Genomic DNA, 19,141 nt, shown 5'->3' with positions numbered 1-19,141 from the left:
CTCTTATAAGCGTTGTGCCGATACATCCGCGCGCCGGGGAGCCGTGGCTGGATGTCATCAGCAAACGGAGATCCTCATGCGTATCCAATCCTTGGCGCCGATGCTTTCGGCACTGGCCATCTCGGCGTCCTTCCTTACGGCAGCGCCGGCCCTGGCCGAGACGGTGAAGCTGAAAGCGACGCTCGACGGCGCCCAGCAGAACCCGCCGGTGACCACAAAAGGCAAGGGCACCGCAGCTCTTACCTTCGACACGGCCACGAAGAAACTCAGCTGGAACGTCAAATATTCCGGCCTCAGCGGGTCGGCGACCGCCGGGCATATTCACGGCCCAGCCGCGATGGGTGAAAACGCCGGGGTGGCGATCCCGTTCAAGGGCAAGCTCAAGAGCCCGATCAAAGGGTCGGCCGTGCTGACCGACGCGCAGGCCGCCGACCTGATGGGCGGCAAGGATTATGTCAATTTGCACACGGCAGCCAACAAGGACGGCGAAATCCGCGGACAGATCGAGGCCGCGAAATAGCGCAAGCCGCATGACGAAAAGGGGCGGGCGACCGCCTCTTTTTTTGTTTGGACTACGCCTTGTCGCGTATCTGCGTCATCGTCTTGGTCGGCGTGATCGCTTCGGGGTCGAGGCGGATTTCCACGATCGCCGGCTTGCCGCTGGCGCGGGCACGTTCGAAGGCGGGAGCGAAATCGGCGGTCTTGTCGACCGTTTCGCCATGGCCGCCATAGGCGCGGGCGAGAGCCGCGAAGTCGGGGTTCTTAAGATCGGTGGCGACGACGCGGCCGGGATATTCGCGCTCCTGATGCATGCGGATGGTGCCATAGATGCCGTTGTTGACGACGACCACAATGATAGGCAGGTCATACTGCACGGCGGTGGCGAATTCCTGCCCGTTCATCAGGAAGCAGCCGTCGCCGGCGAAGGCGACCACGGTGCGCTCCGGAAACAGCTCTTTGGCAGCGACGGCCGCAGGCGTGCCATAGCCCATCGAGCCCGATGTCGGCGCACCTTGAGTGGCGAAGCGGCGGAAGCGGTGGAAGCGATGCACCCAGGTCGCGTAATTGCCGGCGCCGTTGGTGAGAATGGCGTCGTCGGGCAGCATCTTTTCGAGGTAGTTCATGATCGGGCCCATCTGGACCGAGCCGGGGCCGCCTTCCGGTGGCGTCGACCAGTCGAGATAGGAGGCATGCAGCTTTGGTGTCTCGGCTGCCCAAGTCGGCTCAGAGGCCGGCTTGCGCTTGGCGAAAGCGTCGATGAAGGCAGAAGGCGAGGCGTTGATCGCCAGTGTCGGCCTGTAGACGCGGCCGAGCTCGCCAGCGTCGGCATGGACATGGACCAGTGTCTGGTCGGGGTAGGGGCTTTTCAGCAGCGTGTAGTCCGAGGACGGCATTTCGCCCATGCGGCCGCCGATCAGGAGCACGAGATCGGCCTGCTTGATCGCTGTGGCCAGCTTGGGGTTGATGCCGATGCCGACATCGCCGGCATAGTTCGGATGTAGATGATCGAACAGCATCTGCCGGCGGAAGGAACAACCGACCGGCAGCGACCACGCCTCGGCGACCGTGCGCATTTGCGCCACCGCCTCGGCGTCCCAGCGCGTGCCGCCGAGGATGACGAACGGCCGCTTGGCCTTAGCCAGCAGCTTTTCCAGCGCATCGAGCTCCGCTTCGCCCGGCCGTGTCTCAACCGGCGTGTGCGGCAAGGCGATAGGTGCTTCGACGATGCTGGTCAGCATGTCTTCGGGCAGCGAGATCACCACCGGGCCGGGCCGGCCCGATGTCGCCACCGCGAAGGCGCGGGTGACGAATTCGGGGATGCGCGAGGCGTCGTCGATCTCGACCACCCATTTGGCGATATCGCCGAAGAACCTCTTATAATCGACCTCTTGGAACGCTTCACGCTCCTTGGCGTGGCTGGCGACCTGGCCGATGAACAGGATGACGGGTATAGAATCCTGCATGGCGATGTGGATGCCGGCCGAGGCGTTGGTGGCGCCGGGGCCGCGGGTGACGAAGCAGATGCCGGGCTTCCCGGTCAGGCGGCCGTGGCAATCGGCCATCATCGCGGCACCGCCTTCCTGGCGGCAGACGATGGTGCGGATCGCAGAATCGTGCAGCGCGTCGAGCACCGCCAGATAGGATTCACCCGGCACACAATAGATGCGGTCGGTGCCGTTGGCTTCGAGCGCGTCGACGATGAGTTGTCCGCCGGTCTTCATTGTCCAGACTTCTCCAGTTCGGCAAGGATTTCTTGCGTGTGCTCGCCCAGGCGCGGCGAGGGGCGCTCATAGACCAGCGGCGTGCCCGACATCACCATCGGCGCACGCACCGAAGGCAGAAGATTGCCATGGCCGTCGTCGAGATCAAGCCGCATGCCGCGCGCGATCGTCTGCGGATCGGCAAACATCTGGCCGATCGTGTTGATCGGGCTCGCCGGCACGCTGGCCGCTTCCAGCTTGGCCAGCAGCGGATCGCGGTCAAAAACCTTCAGCGCCTCGATCATGCGCTCATGCAATTTCACCCGGTTGGCGACCCGGGCGGGGTTGGTGGCGAAGTCGGGATTGGCAGGCAGGTCGCCCAGTCCGACAGCGGCGCAGAATTTGGCGAACTGGCCGTCATTGCCGACCGCCAGGATGATGTGCCCATCCCGGACCGGCACCACCTCGTAGGGGGCGATGTTCATATGCGCATTGCCCATCTGCACCGGCGATTTGCCGGAGACGAGATAGTTCAAATTCTGGTTGCCGAGCGCCGAGATCTGGGTGTCGAAGAGCGCCATGTCGACGTGCTGGCCTTCGCCGGTTTGTTCGGCATGGCGCAATGCTGCCTGGATGGCGATGACCGAATAGAGGCCGGTGAAGATGTCGGAGATGGCGACGCCCGCTTTTTGCGGCTCGCGGCCGACCTCGCCGGTGATCGACATCATGCCGGCCATGGCCTGGATGATGAAGTCGTAGCCGGCGCGCGGCGCATAGGGTCCGTCCTGGCCGAAGCCGGTGATCGAGCAATAGACGAGGCGCGGGTTGATCTTGCGCAGGCTGTCATAGTCGAGGCCGTATTTCTTCAGACCGCCGAGCTTGAAGTTCTCGATCAGCACGTCCGAGGTGGCGACCAGCCGGCGCACGGTCTCGGCCCCTTCCGGTGTCGAGAAATCGATGGCGATGGAGCGCTTGCCGCGATTGCAGGAATGGTAATAGGCGGCCGACAGGTTCTCGCCGTCCTTGCCCATGACGAAGGGTGGCCCCCATTTGCGGGTGTCGTCGCCGCCATCGGGGCTTTCGACCTTGATGACATCGGCGCCGAGATCGGCAAGCAACTGCCCGGCCCATGGCCCGGCAAGGATGCGGGCGAGTTCGACGACGCGGACGCCTTTCAGCGGGGGCTCAGCCATGGATCACCGTGGTTGCCGCAATCACCGTGACTGCTGCGAAAGCAGAGCCTCTATCAAGCCCTGCAACGGCTGTCACGGCTCTTGCAATGGGCCAATCCGTCACGCTTTGAGGACTTTGTCGGCCCAGGCGGCGAAATCATCCATGATGATGTCGCGATTCACCTCGTTCAGGCTTTCGTGGCGGGTGTCGGCGTAAACCTTTGAAACCAGATTCGAAAAGCCCATCGCGCGCATGCGGCTGGCAAGATGCGTGATCCCTTTGCCATAATCCGAGGCGGGATCTCTTTCGCCGCCGACGATGCTGATGGGCAGGTCGCGCCGGATGCCGGCAAAGCCGGCATCCTTGCCGCCGTTCAGCGCCATCGAGACCACATCGCGCCACATCGACACCGAGGCATCCCAGCCGCAGAGCGGATCGGCGATGTATTTCGCCACTTCCGCCTCGTCGCGCGACAGCCAGTCGAACAATGTGCGGTGATTGGGCACCGCCTTGCCCCAGGCCTGGAAGGTGAGCTTCGGCAGCAGACGCGATGGCACGTCGGAGCCGAGCCGCATCCGTTCCCAGGCAAGGATGCCCAGCGCCACCTGTCCGAGCAGGCCTTCGGAGAAATTGCCGTTCCAGATCGCGGCGGCATGAATGCGCGGCGAATGGCGCAACAGGTAGTTCAGCGCGACCGACGCACCCATCGAATGGCCAAACAGGATGACCGGTCTGTTTGGCTGTTCGCTGGCGATGAGATCATGGATGGCGCCGACGTCGGCTATCACCTTGGCCGGGCCGTCGCTGGCGGCGAACCTGCCGAGCGGCGCGTCGGGCGCCTTGGTCGCGCCATGGCCGCGATGATCGTGGACATAGACATCGAAGCCGCGGGAGCCAAGAAAATCGGCAAAGCGGGCATAGCGCGCTGCGTGCTCGGCCAGGCCATGATTGATCTGGACGACGGCGCGTGCCCGGCCATCGGCCTGCCTGACGAAAAGATTGAGCTCGGCACCGGTTGGGGAGCGAACCACGCGCTGCTGGCTGAATGACATGCCGCTCGGTCCCGCCCTTGCATTATCGTCGTTGGCTTTGTTTGCGCCGGCCCACATTATGCGTCAATCCAGCAAACCCGCTTTTCGCGACGATGTTTCTTGCGTTTGGCCAGCAAAATATCGCAATTCTGACATGGAGACAGCTTCAGTCTGTCGCCCACTTGTCCAGCCGAGGATTTTCCATGCGCATTGGTGTCGTTTTCGGATTGGCCATGCTGGCCGCGTCGCTGGCCGGTGCCGCGCGTGCCGACGTCAAGATGAGCGGCTCCTTTGTGGCCGACGCTGCCTGTCCGGCAACGCAAGCCATCAAGAACGGCAAGAACCCCGGCAATGTCTCGACCGATGCCGGGCAGAGCTATCAGCTGCTTGCCGGCAACAAGGATACGCCGACGCATTATCTCATCCTGGTGCCGGGCGCCGATCCGGAGCGCCGCTGGGTGAAGGTCAGCTGCGGCCACGTTTCCGGCAGCAGCGCGGCGACCGTGCCGGCCGCACCTGACGGGCACGGCAAGCCGGCGGCATCGGGGAAACCCGAATACGTCTTCGCGCTGAGCTGGCAGCCGGCGTTTTGCGAGACAAAGTCGAACAAGACCGAATGCAGGGCGCAGAGTGCTGGTGATTTCGACGCCACGCATTTCACCTTGCACGGTCTCTGGCCGCAGCCGAACGGCAATTTCTATTGCCAGGCGACGGCGAGCGACAAGGCCAACGACAATCCGGCCCACTGGAAAGACCTGCCGCCGGTCAATCTGGACGCCAACACCCGCACGGAGCTCGATCAGGTGATGCCTGGAACAGCTTCGCAGCTCGAACGGCATGAATGGATCAAGCACGGCACCTGCTACGGCAAGAGCCAGCAGGACTATTTCTCGGATGCGCTCAATTTGATGCGCGCGGTGAACAGCTCGCCGGTGCGCGATCTCTTCGTCAAGAACATTGGCGGCAAGCTGACGGCGGACCAGATCCGCGGCGCTTTCGACACTGCCTTCGGGGCAGGGGCAGGGGATCGCGTGCGCGTTTCCTGCGTCATCGATCCGTCGAGCGGCAGGCGGCTGATCGGCGAACTGACGCTCGGCCTCGCGGGTCCGATCGGGCCCAACAGCTCGCTTAAGGATCTGCTGCTGGCTTCGGTGCCGACCAACAAGGCCGGCTGCCCGACAGGCAATGTCGACGCGATCGGCTTCCAGTAACTCTCAACAGAGATACCGGACTGTCGCGCTGCCGCGCCCTGGTGCTATGCTGCGAGCGCATCATTCTGGCGGGGGCGGCAATGGATGGCATGACGAGCAGCGCGCTGGCGCGGCTGGCTTTCTGGGCCAAGGGCATGGTCTCGATAAACGATGCCCGCATGGAATGGCCGGGCTTTTCGTATACCGACGCCGAGTGGGCACGCATGCGGACGCTCTCCGAACCGATCGGCGTCGGCACCTACCAGCTGTTCACGATCGTCAATGCGGCGACCTTCATCACGATCGCGGCGATCGGCATTTTCGGTGTCTTCCTGCCGCTGGCGACGCTGCTGTTTCCCATACCGGCGGAAACCAGCGCGCTGAAATTCTCGCTATTGCTGGTGGCTTGCGCTTTCCTGATAATCGGGCTCGGCCTGCCGGCCTCGATGCGCCTCTCGGCCATATTGGTGGGTGGCAAGGCAGTGCGGGCAGCACTTGTTCCCGCGTCCGGCGACGAGGCGTTGGCCTCAAAAGTGTCCTGGCAGATCAACCGCATCATGCTGGTCATGTGCGGCTTGCTGGTGCCGGGCATCCTGCTGTTCATTGCCTACGATATCCAGGCCGGGCCGATCATCACGGTGCTGAAATGGCTGGCGATCGCGCTGATGGCGGTTTCGACCGTGACGGGCTTTCGACGGCAGAGGAATTCGTAACGAACTAGATCTGTGCGGATTTGGTCCGCGCAGCGGCTGTGTCGGCTTCTTGGCCGCCCGGCTCGCCGACGACGCGATCGCGGCCGGTCGACTTCGCCTTGTAGAGACGCTGGTCGGCAAGCGCGAACAGGTCGGCAAGGCAGCGCGTGGTTTCGCTGACGCTGGAAACGCCAGCGCTGACGGTGAGCTCGAAGCGACTGGTGGCGGCCGAGCCCTTGACCGCGTGGCGAATGCTTTCGCCGAACAGCCTGGCGACCGAGTGCGGACGCGAACTGAGGATGGCGAATTCCTCGCCGCCGATGCGGAACACCTGGTCCTCGGCGCTTGCCGTCTCGCCAAGCAGGGCCGCGACCGCCTTCAACACCTTGTCGCCTTCGGCATGGCCGAAACGGTCATTGATCGATTTGAAATGGTCGACATCGATGATCAGCAGGCTGAGCGGCCTGGCGGTGCGCAGGCTGGCCTGGACGGCGGCTTCACCGTCGGCGTCGAAGCGCCCGCGGTGCAGCAGGCCGGTCAGGCCGTCCCGCCCGACATGTTCGACCAGCGCTTCGTAGCGTTCGCGATAGGTCAGCGTATCGAAGATATCGGTCAATCCGCGCGGCGCGGTGACTTGGCGCTCCTCGAACCATTTGAGATAGGCGACGAGCATGGTGCTGAACGTCACCGCCGCCGCCATCTTGGCGAACCAGCCGCCGAAAAAGACGGCTATCGGCGCGCCGGCAACGAAATGCAGGGCGGTGAAAAACCCGGCCTGGTCGAATGTCAGCACGCAAGCGACCGAAATCAGGATGCGCGCGAACGGCGCCTTGCGCAGATAACGCCCGAGCTTTTCATAAAGCAGGATGATCAGGATGGCATCGACGAACAGCAGCGTCGTGCCCCACACCATCAGCCAGCCCATCTGGTCGATGAAGCCGATGTCTGGGAGCCTGCCGTCGGGAAGTGCCGCGATGACGTGCAGGCGCAGCAGCAGCACCAGCCCGATCATCAGCGCATTGCCGAGCAGCAGGCCGTAGATCGGCTGACGCACAGTTGCAGCGTCCTCTTTCATATAGAGCAGCAAAAGCATCACCAGCTTGCCGGAAAACAGCACCGCCGAGCCAGGCGAGACCATGCCGAACGGCAAGGCGACATAAAAAACGCTGGCGAGGTAGGTCTCGAGGAAGTGCATGACACCGAGCGCGCAGATGAACACGCCGAGGCCGATGCGCCTCCGGAAGCGGAAAAGCGTCACCATGACGCTGAAATAGACGACCGCTTCGGCAAGGAGCAGGAAACTGTTCAGCAATGCCGTCGACCCGATCTCTTTCTCGAAATCGCGAATAGCGAGCGATTCCACTCCGATCCTGTTTTGACGCCGAAGAGTTAACCGGAGATTTCAGCACGCTTCGTGCTGGTGGAAAACTTCGGCGGTTGGCGGACACTTCCGCGTGTGACCGGGCAGATATGGCAAAAGCGATTGCCGTTCGCCGCCGCATCGCCTACATAGCGGCCAACCTCCACTCAATTCGACAGATCCAGTCAGTTTTCTGGGCCAGTCAGTTTTTTTCAGGGAAAGCGCGCGTGGCACGCCAGTTCATCTATCACATGGCCGGCCTCAACAAGGCCTATGGCACCAAGAAGGTGCTCGAGAATGTCCATCTCTCCTTCTATCCCGACGCCAAGATCGGCATCCTCGGCCCCAACGGTTCGGGCAAGTCGACGATCCTCAAGATCATGGCCGGGCTCGACAAGGAGTGGAACGGCGAAGCCTGGCTGGCCGAAGGCGCAACCGTCGGCTACCTGGCGCAGGAGCCGGCGCTCGATCCGGACAAGACCGTGTTCGAAAACATCATGGAAGGCGTCGCCGCCAAGACCGCGATCATCGAACGCTATAACGAATTGATGATGAACTACTCCGACGAGACGGCCGACGAGTCGGCCAAGCTTCAGGACGAGATGGACCGGCTCAACCTGTGGGATCTCGAACAGCAGGTCGAGATGGCGATGGAAGCGCTGGGCTGCCCGCCCAAGGATTCGGAAGTCACCAAGCTTTCGGGCGGCGAGCGGCGCCGCGTCGCGCTTTGCCAACTCTTGCTGCGCCAGCCCGACCTTTTGCTGCTCGACGAACCGACCAACCATCTCGACGCCGAAACCACGGCGTGGCTGGAAAAGCATTTGCGTGCCTATCCGGGCGCCGTGATGATCATCACCCACGATCGCTACTTCCTCGACAACGTCACCGGCTGGATCCTCGAACTCGATCGCGGCCGCGGCATTCCCTATGAGGGCAACTACACCAAATACCTCGAAGCCAAGGCCAAGCGGCTCAAGCAGGAAGGCCGCGAGGACGATGCCCGCCAGCGCGCCATCGGCCGCGAGCGCGAATGGATCCAGTCGAGCCCGAAGGCCCGCCAGACGAAGTCCAAGGCGCGTATCCAGGCGTTCCAGGATCTTTTGGATGCAGCCGACAAGCGGCGTCCGAGCGATACGCAGATCGTCATCCCGCATGGCGAGCGGCTCGGCAATGTGGTGATCGAGGCGGAAGGCCTGTCGAAGGGCTTTGGCGACACGCTTTTGATCGACGGCCTGGAATTCAAGCTGCCGCCCGGCGGCATCGTCGGCGTCATCGGCCCGAACGGCGCCGGCAAGACGACGCTGTTTCGTATGATCACCGGCCAGGAAAAGCCGGATGCGGGCTCAGTGCGCGTCGGCGAAACGGTGAAGCTCGGCTATGTCGACCAGAGCCGCGATGCGCTCGATCCGTCAAAGACGGTGTGGGAAGAGATTTCCGGCGGCGCCGAAGTGGTCAAGCTCGGCAAGTTCGAGGCCAACACGCGTGCCTATTGCGCGTCGTTCAACTTCCGTGGCGGCGACCAGCAGCAGAAGGTCGGCAATCTGTCCGGCGGTCAGCGCAACCGCGTGCATCTGGCCAAGATGCTGAAGACCGGCGGCAATGTGCTGCTGCTCGACGAACCGACCAACGATCTCGACACCGAAACGCTGGCGGCACTCGAAGACGCGCTGGAAAACTTCGGCGGCTGCGCCGTCATCATCTCGCACGATCGTATGTTCCTCGATCGCCTGGCGACGCACATCCTAGCCTTCGAGGGCGACAGCCATGTCGAATGGTTCGAAGGCAATTTCGAGGATTACGAGCAGGACAAGATCCGCCGCCTCGGGCCGGATGCCGTCAACCCGCACCGCATGACCTACAAGAGGCTGACGCGGTAAGGGGTTTTCCGGGCGGCGAATTCTCAAGAAGACGTGAGGAGTTCACATGGCTGATTGGTCCGCCGCCCAATATCTGAAATTCGAGGATGAGCGCACGCGGCCGGCGCGGGATTTGGTCGCGCAGGTGCCGGTGGACTTCCCGCGCCGGGTCGTCGACATCGGCTGCGGGCCGGGCAATTCGACCGCGCTGCTTGTCGAGCGCTGGCCGGATGCTGAGGTGAGCGGCTTCGACACTTCGCCCGACATGATCGAGAAGGCGCGGGCGCGCCTGCCCGAGGTTACCTTTGATCTCGCCGATGCTTCCAGATGGCAGCCGGCGGAGCCGGTCGACGTGATTTTTGCCAATGCGGTGTTCCAGTGGCTGCCCGAGCATCCTGCGGTGTTCCAGCGGCTGATGGGTTTTCTCGCGCCAGGCGGCGCGCTGGCCATCCAGATGCCCGACAATATGGGCGAAGACTCGCACCGCCTGATGCGCGAGACCGCCGCCGAAATGCCGTTTGCCGACAAGCTCAAGGGCGCGGCACGCGGCCCGCTGCAGCCGGTGTCGTTCTATTATGACCTGCTGTCGCCGCTCAGCGATCGGCTGGATATCTGGCACACCATCTACAACCACCCGCTTGCCGATGCGCAGGCGATCGTCGAATGGGTGAAATCGACGGGCTTGAAACCGTTCCTCGATCCGCTGGGCGCCGACGAGCGGACGATGTTCCTCGACAGCTACACGGCCAAGATCGCCAAGGCCTATCCGAAGACGGCAAGCGGCAAGGTGCTTTTGCGCTTTCCGCGCATCTTCATCGTCGCCAAACGGGCCTGATTGTCCATGCAACCCGTGGACCAGCAGCAAGCCGTGCGCCTGGTGAAATCTGGTTCAAGGCGGCTAAACCTTCGGTTTAAGCTGGCGTAAACCGCCGCGGTGAGAAAACTGTTGCGCCGGAGCGTTCCGGCGCCCACATGAAGCCCGCAACGCCTGCGGATGGGACGGACTGGATATATGCATCGCGTCATCATCAGCGGCATCGGCGTTGAAATCCCTGAAGCCAAGATCACCAATGAAGAGCTGGTCGCCAGCTTCAATGCCTGGGTCGACACGGAGAATGCGCGCCGCCTGGGCACCGACGAGCCGCCGCTGCCGAAATCGGACAGCGACTTCATCGTCCATGCGTCGGGCGTGCGCACCCGCCATGTGATCGAGCGGGAAGGCATTCTCGATCCGACCCGGATGTCGCCGCGCATTCCGGCACGGCCCGACGACGCGCTGTCGCTGGAGGCCGAGTTCGGCATCGCCTCGGCGAAGAAGGCCCTCGACCACGCCGGGCTGCAGCCGTCGGATATCGACCTGGTGATCTGCTCGGCCTCGCATCACCAGCGGCCCTATCCGGCGATCGCCATCGAAATGCAGGAGGCGCTGGGGACGAAGGGCGCCGGCTTCGACATGGGGCTTGGCTGTTCCTCGGCCGCGGCCGCGTTGCACGTCGCCGTCAACCTGGTGCGGTCGGGCGCGCACAAACGCATCCTGGTGACGACGCCGGAGATCATCACCGGCCATCTCAATTTCCGCGACCGGCAGACGCATTTCATCTTCGGCGACGCTTCGGTGTCGATGGTGGTCGAAGGCCTGGCCAAGGGCGATAAGCGGCCGGGGCGCTTCGAAGTGCTCGACACGCGCGTCTGGACGCAGATGTCGAACAACATCCGCACCAATCTGGGCTATCACACCCGCACCGCCCAGGAAGATCCTTACATGATCAATCTGGAAGGCAATCTGATCAAGCAGGTCGGCAACAAGGTGTTCAAGGAAGTCACTGTCGCCGGGCAAAAATTCATCGTCGAATTCCTCGCCGAGCACGGGCTGACGCCGCAGGCGATCAGGCGCTTCTGGCTGCATCAGGCCAATGCGCGGATGAATGCCATGATCCTGAAACTGTCGTTCGGCCACGAGGTCGATCATGATCGCGCGCCGATGGTGCTGGAGCGGCTTGGCAACACGGCGGGCGCCGGCGCCATCGTCGCGCTGTCGGAAAACCATGCCGACATGAAGCCCGGCGATTTCGGCCTGATCTGCGCCTTTGGCGCGGGGTATTCGATAGGCGGAGCGCTATTACGGATGCTCTGAGCTTGTCTGGTCAAGCTGGTGCGAACGGCACCAGCATTGGAACGCGGCTGGCATAGTCGTCATAGGCACTGCCCAACTCGCCGCGCAGGAAGCTTTCTTCCAGTCTTGCCTTGGTCACGATGCCGATGATGAGCAGGGCGGTTCCGGCTATGCCCCAGACCGTGCCCTTGGCCGCCATGGTGGCGAGGATCGCCAGCAGCAATCCGGTGTAGATCGGATGCCGGACAAGGCCATACGGGCCTGTATTGATGACCCGATGCCCGGCCTTGGCGGTGATGGTGCCCGACCATAGCCTGCCGAGATGCAGGCGCGCCCACCAGGCAAAGGCGATGCCGATGGCGATCAGGGCGACACAAATCCAGGCTTCTCGGAGATCAGGCATCCACAGCCTGAGCCGGCCTTCATAACCGTGCGCCGGAATGAACAGCAGCACCGCGCCGGCCAGCCAGAGACCCCGATAGCGGGCCTCCGCCCTGAACCCGGCGCGCTTCTGGGCAGGGTCGGACCACAGGGCGGCGACCGCCCAGGTTCCTGCCCAGATCAACCAAAGCAACGTGATTGCCGTCACAGGTCGTATGATCAGCCTCCGCAAACTGTCTGGACGTCACCATGAAACCGGCACCGCGCGGCGGCAATGCGGCGCGAAATCGATGGCAGTAAGAAAAGCGTGATTGCGATCTATCGGTGCTGTTGATCGGACGATCAGCACTTTCGACTGGACGCCGCGAAGCCCGCCCGGCTAACTCGTCAAATGACGATTGGAAAGAACGCCATGTCGGATCTCTTCCCCGAGGCCGAAAAGCCGGTTGAAATCATCCCCGCGCGAAAGCTTGCCGCCAGGGCGGCAGCGCTTTACGTGGCGCCGGCGGATCATTTTCAGACGCGCCCAGTGGATGAATTGCGGTTGGGTTTCGACGGTATATCGGGTGATTTCCATGCCGGGCCAACGCGCCGTTCGGGCGGGCGCGAACCGTGGTATCCGCGCGGCACCGAAATGCGCAACGAACGGCAGATATCGATCATTGCAGCGGATGAACTCGCCATCGTCGCCGAACGGATGGATCTCACCGAAATCAAGCCGGAGTGGATCGGCGCCAATCTTGTGATCGAAGGGGTGCCGAACCTCTCCATGCTGCCGGCCGGCACGCTGCTGTTCTTCAAGGGCGGCGTCACCATCAAGGTCGACGCACAGAACGGCCCGTGCCGCATCGCCGGCCGGTCGATCGCCCAAAACGCCGGATTGGCCGACGTCGAAGCCGGCGCGCTGCTGTTCCCGAAAGCGGCGAAGCGGCTGCGTGGCGTTGTCGCCTGGGTCGAGAAGCCGGGAACGGTCATGGCCGGCGAAGAAATCTCGGTGCGCGTGCCGGAGCAGTGGATCTATAAAGCCTGAGGGCGAGCTACGCCGCCCATGGAGCGTAGCAAAAGTGGTGGCCTCAATCCTTGCGGTTTTTCTCGAGACCTTGCTGACTATCAGGGATAATTCACAGGGCTCGACCACGCCGGATCCTCGTGCTTCTCCCAATAGAGCGCCATCAGCCGGCTGGTGATCGGCCCGACCTTGCCGTTGGCGATCGCCGCGCCGTCGATCTCGGTCACCGGCATGATGCCGCCCGCGGTCGAGGTGATGAAGACCTCGTCGGCCTCGCGCAATGCGGTGACGCTGACATCGGTGGCGGTGGCTGCAAGACCTTCTTCGGCGCACAGATCAAAGACAGTGCGGCGGGTGATGCCGGGCAGCACACCGATGGAAGGCGTCGACAGTTTGCCATCCTTGACGCAGAAGACGTTGAAGCCCGGGCCTTCGGCGACATTGCCGTTGAAGTCCAGAAGCAACGCAGTCTCGGCGCCGCGATCATAGGCATCGTAGAGGCCGCGCACCAGATCGAGCCAGTGGTAGTTCTTGATCGCCGGGTCGATCGAGGCCGGTGGAATGCGCACCTTGTCGCTGATGGCGACACGCAGGCCGCGCTGCAATTGCTCGGCATTGGCGACCGAGCCGAAAGGCACGGCGAACGCCATGAAGCGGTTGACCGCCTGGCGCGGGTCGCGGCTGAAGGTCGGCGAGGCGCCGCGCGTGCACAGCATTTCGACATAGGCGGCGCGATGACCGGACAGCGCCACACAATTGTGCAGGATTTCAGTCACGCCGTCGCGATCGAAGGGGATGGTCATGCGCAGCTTGTCCAGCCCGCCGAAGAAGCGGTCGAGATGCAGGTCGAGGCGGAAGAAGCGACCGTTCCAGACATGCACGGTGTCGTAAGTGGCATCGGAATGCAGAAAACCCCAGTCCAGCACCGAGACCTTGGCTTGCGACATCGGCAGGTATTGGTCGTCGAGGAAAGCGACGCCCTCGGGGTAGGAGTGCGGGTCGACATGGCGGTCGCCAACCAGGGGCAGTTGCTTCTCGTCCTGTGTTGCCATCGTCCGGCTCATTAGGGCCTCCTGTCGCGCAAGGCGAGAGGCTAGCGGCGCCAGACAGAAGGCATAGAGCCACCCGCCCGACGCTGTTCGGCCTCCATCATGATCTGGCCGATACATTCGATCGCAATTGCCCTATCATTCCGGGTCTGAACGGGAGGGGAAGATGGGCAGGCTCGGGGCCGTCATAGCAGCCATGATGATGTTCGCCGCCGCGGGCGAAGCCAGCGCCCAGTGCGCGCGCGAAGGCGAGGAACTGTGCCAGAGCGGCCAGACCTATCGCTGCGGGAAAACCGGCAGCGAATTGACGCCGATCTTCCAGAACCTGCCCTGCGCGGTGAATGTGCCGTCGCTGAGCGGCACCTGGGTCGGCAGCGGCCACCAGAGCCCGGCCGGCGATGCCGGAGCTGATTGGGCGATCGCCATGACGATCAACGATGGCGGTGCGTCGATCGACTATCCGTCGCTCGGCTGCGGCGGATCCCTGTCGCAGACATCAAGGGACGACACATCGGCGGAATACCACGAGAGCATCACTTACGGGCAGGATAAGTGCATCGACGGCGGCAACATCACCGTCAGGTTTTACAAGGGCAATCTGTCCTGGACGTGGGTCGGCCAGGCCGATGGCCAGCCCTACAATGCAGTCGCCGTTCTGAAGCGGCAATAACGGTTCTGCCGCCTCATTCCTCGTCGTCGGCGTCGAGCAGGCGTGTCGCGCGCCAGCGGGTGAGCACGATGTTGGTCTGCTCGATGACGAAGAAACGCGCCGAGTCGCGATCGTAACCTTCACTCAGCAGCTTTTCGTAGTCGGTATGCATGTGGCGGATATGGGCAATGGTCGCCAGCCATACGGCGATGCCCGGCGGCAGGGTCTTCATGTGAACCGCGCCGGCGTCGGTGCGGATCTTCTCCATATCGGCATAGGGCGCCAGCGGCAGAAGTGCGGTCAGCGCCTTGGCGATGGCGCGGCGGCGGCCGGTCGGCGCTGTCATCGCCGGATCCCATTGGGCTCGTCGCGCCCTTCGATGGTCGCCTCTGATATGGCGTCGGTCGAGGCGAAATAGGGTTTTAGGTCGATGACCGGCGTGCCGTCGAGCACGTCGATGGCGTCGAGATCGATGCGGCCGGTTTCGATGTTGACGGCAATCAGCCTGGCGATGTGCAGCCCGATGGGGTTCGGGCGGGCAGGGGAGCGCAGCGCAAATACACCTTTCGCTTCAACGGCATGGCGCGGTTTCTGCACAATCAGAGTCCGCGGCGCATGATGCAGCCAGGATAGGATGATGACGTGACTGGCGCGCTCCAGCCCCTGCAGGCCCCTTCGGTAGGGCGCGTCGATGGTCAGCACCGCCTTCTGTCCGGTCTCGCGCGCGACGCGCATGTTCTTCGGGCAGGTTTCGCGCGTCGTCCACGGCGAGGCAATGCGGCCGATGAAGACGATGCCGCCATCAGGCGGCATCAGGGCCGGATCGTTTTCCAGCCTCTGCTCCCCTTCGCGCGCCTCGAACATCTCACGCGTTTCAGTCATGGCCCGCGTCTCTTAAAACGCCACACGAGCGGCATTTTCTGGTCCGGAAGCGACATAGCGCTTGCAAGGTTTCGAAAACCGACATAAACATATGTTTATATCTTTTCAAAGAGAATACGCTGATGCATGTCTCGCTCGACACCATGGTTGATACATTGAAGGCGGCGGCCGAATCCAGCCGATTGCGCATACTGGCACTTCTGTCGCGCGGCGACCTCACGGTTTCCGATCTTACCGAAATTCTCGGCCAGTCGCAGCCGCGCGTTTCGCGTCACCTGAAGCTCTTGCTGGAGGCCGGGCTGATCGGCCGCTACCAGGAAGGGTCCTGGGCCTTCTTCCGTCTGTCGGATGCGGATTCAGCGCGTGACTTCGTCATGGGACTGGTTTCCGGCATTCGCGGCGCCGATCCGCAGGTCGAGCGCGATCTTGAGCGTCTGGCCTCGGTCAAGCGCAAGCGGCAGGACCGCGCGGTCGCGTATTTTTCGGTGAATGCGGCAAGCTGGGACCATATCCGCTCGCTGCATGTGCCGGACCGCGCCGTCGAAGCCGCAATGTTGAAGCTGGTGGGCAAGCGGCCGTTCCAGTCGATGCTGGATCTCGGCACCGGCACCGGGCGGCTGCTTGAAATCTTCTCGCCGCTTTATCGGCGCGGTGTCGGCATCGACATGTCGCGCGAGATGCTGACCGTGGCGCGCGCCAATCTCGACAAGGCCGGGGTTTCGAACGCACAGGTTCGGCAGGGCGACATCTTCGCACCGCCGGTCGAGCGCGATGCCTTCGATCTCGTCACCATCCATCAGGTGCTGCACTATCTCGACGATCCCGCCCGCGCCATCCACGAGGCGGCGCGGCTTTTGCGTCCGGCCGGACGCCTGGTCATCGTCGATTTCGCGCCGCATGCGCTGGAATTCCTGCGCGAGGAGCACGCGCATATGCGGCTCGGTTTTTCCGACCGGCAGATCGCCGACTGGTTTTCGGAAGCCGGCCTCGATCTTGAAGACAGTCAGGAATTCGAGCCGCGCGGCGGCAACGAGGCCAGGCTCACCGTAAAACTCTGGCTTGGCCGCGACCGGCGCCTCTTGATCGCCGATCCTTCCAACGACACAAGGCAGGCCAAAGCGAACTCGATAGGGGAAATCGCATGAACCAGTTCCGCTTTTCCCGCCGCCCCGACATTGGCGACAAGGTCAGGGTTTCCTTCGAATTCTTCCCGCCGAAGACGGACGAGATGGAAGCGAGGCTGTGGGAGACGGTAACAAAGTTGGAGCCGCTGAAGCCGAAATTCGTCTCGGTGACCTACGGCGCCGGCGGCTCGACGCGGGAGCGTACCGCGCGCACTGTAAAGCGCATCCTGACGGAAACCGGTATTCCTGCAGCGGCGCATCTGACCTGCGTCGGTGCAACACGCGACGAGGTCGACGCGGTCATCCAGGATTACAGGTCGATCGGCATCAACCGGTTCGTGGCGCTGCGCGGCGACCCGGCCTCCGGCGTCGGCGAACCGTATCGGCCGCATCCCGGTGGCTACGAGAACGGCGCGGAGCTGGTCGCCGGGCTCAAGGCAATCGCGGACTTCGACATCTCCGTCGCGGCTTATCCGGAAAAGCATCCGCAAAGTCCCGATTTCGCCACCGACATCGAGATGCTGAAGCGCAAGGTCGACAATGGCGCGACGCGCGCCATCACCCAGTTCTTCTTCGACAATGATCTCTACGAGCGCTATGTCGAGCGCGTCCGCCGCGCCGGCATCTACATCCCGATCGTGCCGGGAATCCAGCCGGTTCACAGTTTCAGGCAGGTCGCGAACTTTTCCGCCAGGGCGGGCGCGCATGTGCCCGGCTGGCTGGCGGAGCGTTTCGAAGGCCTTGACCGGGACCCGCAGACGCATGCGCTGGTGGCGTCGGCGGTGGCAGCCGAACAGGTGATGGATCTGGTCGAGCGCGGTGTCGGCGATTTCCACTTCTACACCATGAACCGCGCCGATCTGGTCTTTGCCATCTGCCATATGATCGGCATCCGCTCGCACGAGGCGGCGGCGGCCGGATCAGCCGCGGCTTGAGGTCGGGTTCAAACAAAAGGCCGGGAAAAACCCGGCCTTTTGAATTGGTTGGACTATTTGGGTGCTGGTCTTCCCCGCTTTGGCGGTCAGGGAAGGAAGCCCATAATAAGGGCTCCGATAAAGGCGAACGCAGCACAGATCATCAATGCGTTGATAGGCCTCGTAAGTCCCATGACATAGCCTCCTCTTAAAGAGCTATGTCATGGAGTCTAGGTTCATTTGTGCCACAGGCAAGCGGAAAATGTGCTGCATTGCGACGTGATTGTGAAATCCGCGACATGTCTTTTGCCGTTAAGCTTTGAAACTCCTAGGCAAAAACCGGCTTCAGACCTGTGAATAAAATGTGGCCCGCTCGTGTCGCTGCTGTGCCATGGCAGCGCTACCCCCGCGAAAGCCGAATTCGGCTTTCGCGATGCGGGGGCAATTAGGCGGGCATTCTTTGCGCGTCCAGTGGACGCGCGGCGCTCTAACGTCGGCCGAACAACCGCCCGTCGATGGTGACGAGGCCGAGCGCGATCAGCACCACGCCGCCGATTTCGAACAGCTCCAGCCGCTCGCCAAGGAACAGGAAGCCGAGCAGCATGGCGCTGGCCGGCACGACAAGCGTGACCAGCGAGGCGTTGGTCGCGCCGGCCGAGGCGACGAGGTTGAAATAGAGGATGTAGGCGAAGGCGGTGGACAGAAGCGCCAGCGCCAGCACCGCCGCCCAGACCGGGGGCGAGGCCGAGAACAGGCCGGATGGACCGTAGGTGAAGAGCACGATCGGGATCATGATGATGGTCGACGCCGTCAACTGTCCGGTGGCGATGACCGGTGAGGGCACGCCCTTGAAGCGGCGGGCGACCATCAGCGCAATACCATAGGACAGCGAAGCACCGATCAGCGCGAACTTGGCCCAGACCGGGCCGCCGAGCCCGGTAAGCAGGCCGGGGCCGATCATGACGGCCGTACCGGCGATGCCGAGCGCAATGCCGGCGAGCTTGTTCCAGGAGAGCTTTTCGTCGGATGTCAGCGCGTTCGCGAGGATCAGCGTCCAGAACGGCGTCGTCGCGTTGAGCACCGAGGCGACGCCGGCGCCAAGCTCCGTCTGGCCGACGAAGATCAGCGAGAAGGGCACGACATTGTTGGTGAGCGCCAGCAGGAAGAACAGGCCTGCATGCGGAAGCGCGAGGCGGAAGGACGGACCGCGCAGACCGAGATAGATCTGCAGCGCAATGGCGGCGATGGCGACGCGAAACAGCACCAGCACCAGCGGGGGGAGTTCCGCCACCGCGATGCGCGCAAAGAAGAACGAGCCGCCCCAGATCGCGCCGAGCAGCAGGAGTTGCCCCCAATCCTTGAGCACCATCGGCCCGCGTGGTGCGGATGTCGCGGCCATTGCCATGTGAGTCGCCCTCCCAGACTGCCTGAATGCCAGTCACTCAGGCAGAAGCCATATCGGCGCCAGTGACAAGGGCCACCCGAAACCTGATCGCTGGCAAACGTTGCTGGCAAAG

19 protein-coding genes are annotated in these 19,141 nt (G+C 63.0%); 10 read left to right on the top strand and 9 right to left on the bottom strand.

All coding sequences use genetic code 11. The annotated features are described in order from the left end of the window. The first annotated feature begins 76 nt into the window (after positions 1–76). Positions 77–520, top strand: coding sequence for a CHRD domain-containing protein (locus NKI99_RS14800; RefSeq protein WP_023813180.1), 444 nt, complete (start codon positions 77–79; stop codon positions 518–520). A gap of 52 nt (positions 521–572) precedes the next feature. Here NKI99_RS14800 and NKI99_RS14795 read toward each other — a convergent pair whose 3' ends face one another. The 3 genes from NKI99_RS14795 to NKI99_RS14785 form a co-directional block, all read right to left on the bottom strand. Next, entirely contained in the window at positions 573–2,222 is a 1,650-nt protein-coding gene (locus NKI99_RS14795) for a thiamine pyrophosphate-binding protein (RefSeq protein WP_023813179.1), read from the bottom strand. Beyond that, positions 2,219–3,394 carry a CaiB/BaiF CoA transferase family protein gene (locus NKI99_RS14790; RefSeq protein WP_128303462.1) on the bottom strand — a complete coding sequence of 392 codons (1,176 nt, stop codon included), beginning with the start codon at positions 3,392–3,394 and terminating at the stop codon, positions 2,219–2,221. Before NKI99_RS14790 ends, NKI99_RS14795 begins: the two co-directional genes overlap by 4 nt. A 99-nt stretch (positions 3,395–3,493) precedes the next feature. Further along, positions 3,494–4,426, bottom strand: coding sequence for an alpha/beta fold hydrolase (locus NKI99_RS14785; protein WP_352611300.1), 933 nt, complete (start codon positions 4,424–4,426; stop codon positions 3,494–3,496). 182 nt (positions 4,427–4,608) lie between these two features. On the opposite strand from NKI99_RS14785, the gene NKI99_RS14780 reads away from it, so the two are divergent. Together NKI99_RS14780 and NKI99_RS14775 are read left to right on the top strand one after the other, a co-directional pair. Further along, on the top strand, positions 4,609–5,616 hold the full coding sequence (locus tag NKI99_RS14780) for a ribonuclease T2 family protein (RefSeq protein ID WP_352611298.1): 1,008 nt from the start codon (positions 4,609–4,611) through the stop codon (positions 5,614–5,616). A gap of 89 nt (positions 5,617–5,705) precedes the next feature. Then, positions 5,706–6,308: a hypothetical protein gene (locus NKI99_RS14775; RefSeq protein ID WP_352611296.1), complete on the top strand. Its 603-nt coding sequence runs from the start codon at positions 5,706–5,708 to the stop codon at positions 6,306–6,308. A 4-nt stretch (positions 6,309–6,312) separates the two neighbouring features. Here the strand turns inward: NKI99_RS14775 and NKI99_RS14770 are convergent, their stop codons facing one another. Next, the gene (locus NKI99_RS14770) at positions 6,313–7,599 is read right to left on the bottom strand and encodes a GGDEF domain-containing protein (protein WP_023813174.1); all 1,287 of its coding nucleotides are present in this window, start codon (positions 7,597–7,599) and stop codon (positions 6,313–6,315) included. 275 nt (positions 7,600–7,874) lie between these two features. On the opposite strand from NKI99_RS14770, the gene ettA reads away from it, so the two are divergent. From ettA to NKI99_RS14755, 3 genes are all read left to right on the top strand, one after another. Further along, positions 7,875–9,524 (top strand): energy-dependent translational throttle protein EttA, encoded by a 1,650-nt coding sequence (ettA, locus tag NKI99_RS14765; protein WP_013530923.1) that lies wholly within the window; start codon positions 7,875–7,877, stop codon positions 9,522–9,524. 46 nt (positions 9,525–9,570) lie between these two features. Further along, positions 9,571–10,338 (top strand): trans-aconitate 2-methyltransferase, encoded by a 768-nt coding sequence (gene tam / locus NKI99_RS14760; protein ID WP_352611294.1) that lies wholly within the window; start codon positions 9,571–9,573, stop codon positions 10,336–10,338. Between the two features lie 177 nt (positions 10,339–10,515). Next, positions 10,516–11,637 (top strand): beta-ketoacyl-ACP synthase III, encoded by a 1,122-nt coding sequence (locus NKI99_RS14755; RefSeq protein ID WP_352611292.1) that lies wholly within the window; start codon positions 10,516–10,518, stop codon positions 11,635–11,637. Positions 11,638–11,647: 10 nt separating this feature from the next. Here NKI99_RS14755 and NKI99_RS14750 read toward each other — a convergent pair whose 3' ends face one another. After that, the gene (locus NKI99_RS14750) at positions 11,648–12,190 is read right to left on the bottom strand and encodes a methyltransferase family protein (RefSeq protein ID WP_352611291.1); all 543 of its coding nucleotides are present in this window, start codon (positions 12,188–12,190) and stop codon (positions 11,648–11,650) included. 219 nt (positions 12,191–12,409) lie between these two features. Between NKI99_RS14750 and NKI99_RS14745 the strand changes: the two genes are divergently transcribed. Beyond that, the gene (locus tag NKI99_RS14745) at positions 12,410–13,027 is read left to right on the top strand and encodes an MOSC domain-containing protein (protein ID WP_352611289.1); all 618 of its coding nucleotides are present in this window, start codon (positions 12,410–12,412) and stop codon (positions 13,025–13,027) included. An 80-nt stretch (positions 13,028–13,107) separates the two neighbouring features. On the opposite strand, the gene NKI99_RS14740 is transcribed toward NKI99_RS14745, so the two are convergent. Further along, positions 13,108–14,070: a D-amino acid aminotransferase gene (locus tag NKI99_RS14740; RefSeq protein ID WP_352611288.1), complete on the bottom strand. Its 963-nt coding sequence runs from the start codon at positions 14,068–14,070 to the stop codon at positions 13,108–13,110. Positions 14,071–14,221: 151 nt separating this feature from the next. Between NKI99_RS14740 and NKI99_RS14735 the strand changes: the two genes are divergently transcribed. Further along, positions 14,222–14,725 carry a hypothetical protein gene (locus NKI99_RS14735; RefSeq protein WP_128303471.1) on the top strand — a complete coding sequence of 168 codons (504 nt, stop codon included), beginning with the start codon at positions 14,222–14,224 and terminating at the stop codon, positions 14,723–14,725. A gap of 13 nt (positions 14,726–14,738) precedes the next feature. Here the strand turns inward: NKI99_RS14735 and NKI99_RS14730 are convergent, their stop codons facing one another. Both NKI99_RS14730 and tsaA read right to left on the bottom strand, forming a co-directional pair. After that, positions 14,739–15,050, bottom strand: coding sequence for a DUF2293 domain-containing protein (locus tag NKI99_RS14730; protein WP_128303472.1), 312 nt, complete (start codon positions 15,048–15,050; stop codon positions 14,739–14,741). Then, the gene (gene tsaA, locus NKI99_RS14725; protein ID WP_128303473.1) at positions 15,047–15,586 is read right to left on the bottom strand and encodes a tRNA (N6-threonylcarbamoyladenosine(37)-N6)-methyltransferase TrmO; all 540 of its coding nucleotides are present in this window, start codon (positions 15,584–15,586) and stop codon (positions 15,047–15,049) included. Before tsaA ends, NKI99_RS14730 begins: the two co-directional genes overlap by 4 nt. 122 nt (positions 15,587–15,708) lie before the next feature. On the opposite strand from tsaA, the gene NKI99_RS14720 reads away from it, so the two are divergent. Together NKI99_RS14720 and metF are read left to right on the top strand one after the other, a co-directional pair. Beyond that, a complete protein-coding gene (locus tag NKI99_RS14720; RefSeq protein ID WP_128303474.1) occupies positions 15,709–16,731 on the top strand; it encodes an ArsR/SmtB family transcription factor in 1,023 nt (340 codons plus the stop codon). Next, positions 16,728–17,645: a methylenetetrahydrofolate reductase [NAD(P)H] gene (gene metF / locus NKI99_RS14715; RefSeq protein WP_352442219.1), complete on the top strand. Its 918-nt coding sequence runs from the start codon at positions 16,728–16,730 to the stop codon at positions 17,643–17,645. Before NKI99_RS14720 ends, metF begins: the two co-directional genes overlap by 4 nt. A gap of 466 nt (positions 17,646–18,111) precedes the next feature. Here metF and NKI99_RS14710 read toward each other — a convergent pair whose 3' ends face one another. Next, positions 18,112–19,029: a DMT family transporter gene (locus NKI99_RS14710; RefSeq protein ID WP_352551765.1), complete on the bottom strand. Its 918-nt coding sequence runs from the start codon at positions 19,027–19,029 to the stop codon at positions 18,112–18,114. Positions 19,030–19,141: the final 112 nt, after the last annotated feature.

Source organism: Mesorhizobium sp. M0239, assembly GCF_040321815.1.
Lineage (GTDB): Bacteria > Pseudomonadota > Alphaproteobacteria > Rhizobiales > Rhizobiaceae > Mesorhizobium.
This window is presented reverse-complemented; position numbering and strand designations above follow the sequence as displayed.

Excerpts from the sequence above, each read along its gene's own strand:
- NKI99_RS14720 (WP_128303474.1), top strand. The coding sequence starts at position 15,709 with ATGCATGTCTCGCTCGACACCATGGTTGATACATTGAAGGCGGCGGCC.
- tam (WP_352611294.1), top strand. The coding sequence starts at position 9,571 with ATGGCTGATTGGTCCGCCGCCCAATATCTGAAATTCGAGGATGAGCGC.
- tsaA (WP_128303473.1), bottom strand. The coding sequence starts at position 15,586 with ATGACTGAAACGCGTGAGATGTTCGAGGCGCGCGAAGGGGAGCAGAGG.
- NKI99_RS14740 (WP_352611288.1), bottom strand. The coding sequence starts at position 14,070 with ATGAGCCGGACGATGGCAACACAGGACGAGAAGCAACTGCCCCTGGTT.
- NKI99_RS14780 (WP_352611298.1), top strand. The coding sequence starts at position 4,609 with ATGCGCATTGGTGTCGTTTTCGGATTGGCCATGCTGGCCGCGTCGCTG.
- metF (WP_352442219.1), top strand. The coding sequence starts at position 16,728 with ATGAACCAGTTCCGCTTTTCCCGCCGCCCCGACATTGGCGACAAGGTC.
- NKI99_RS14800 (WP_023813180.1), top strand. The coding sequence starts at position 77 with ATGCGTATCCAATCCTTGGCGCCGATGCTTTCGGCACTGGCCATCTCG.
- NKI99_RS14710 (WP_352551765.1), bottom strand. The coding sequence starts at position 19,029 with ATGGCAATGGCCGCGACATCCGCACCACGCGGGCCGATGGTGCTCAAG.
- NKI99_RS14735 (WP_128303471.1), top strand. The coding sequence starts at position 14,222 with ATGGGCAGGCTCGGGGCCGTCATAGCAGCCATGATGATGTTCGCCGCC.
- NKI99_RS14775 (WP_352611296.1), top strand. The coding sequence starts at position 5,706 with ATGACGAGCAGCGCGCTGGCGCGGCTGGCTTTCTGGGCCAAGGGCATG.
- NKI99_RS14790 (WP_128303462.1), bottom strand. The coding sequence starts at position 3,394 with ATGGCTGAGCCCCCGCTGAAAGGCGTCCGCGTCGTCGAACTCGCCCGC.
- NKI99_RS14730 (WP_128303472.1), bottom strand. The coding sequence starts at position 15,050 with ATGACAGCGCCGACCGGCCGCCGCCGCGCCATCGCCAAGGCGCTGACC.
- NKI99_RS14785 (WP_352611300.1), bottom strand. The coding sequence starts at position 4,426 with ATGTCATTCAGCCAGCAGCGCGTGGTTCGCTCCCCAACCGGTGCCGAG.
- NKI99_RS14755 (WP_352611292.1), top strand. The coding sequence starts at position 10,516 with ATGCATCGCGTCATCATCAGCGGCATCGGCGTTGAAATCCCTGAAGCC.
- NKI99_RS14795 (WP_023813179.1), bottom strand. The coding sequence starts at position 2,222 with ATGAAGACCGGCGGACAACTCATCGTCGACGCGCTCGAAGCCAACGGC.
- NKI99_RS14745 (WP_352611289.1), top strand. The coding sequence starts at position 12,410 with ATGTCGGATCTCTTCCCCGAGGCCGAAAAGCCGGTTGAAATCATCCCC.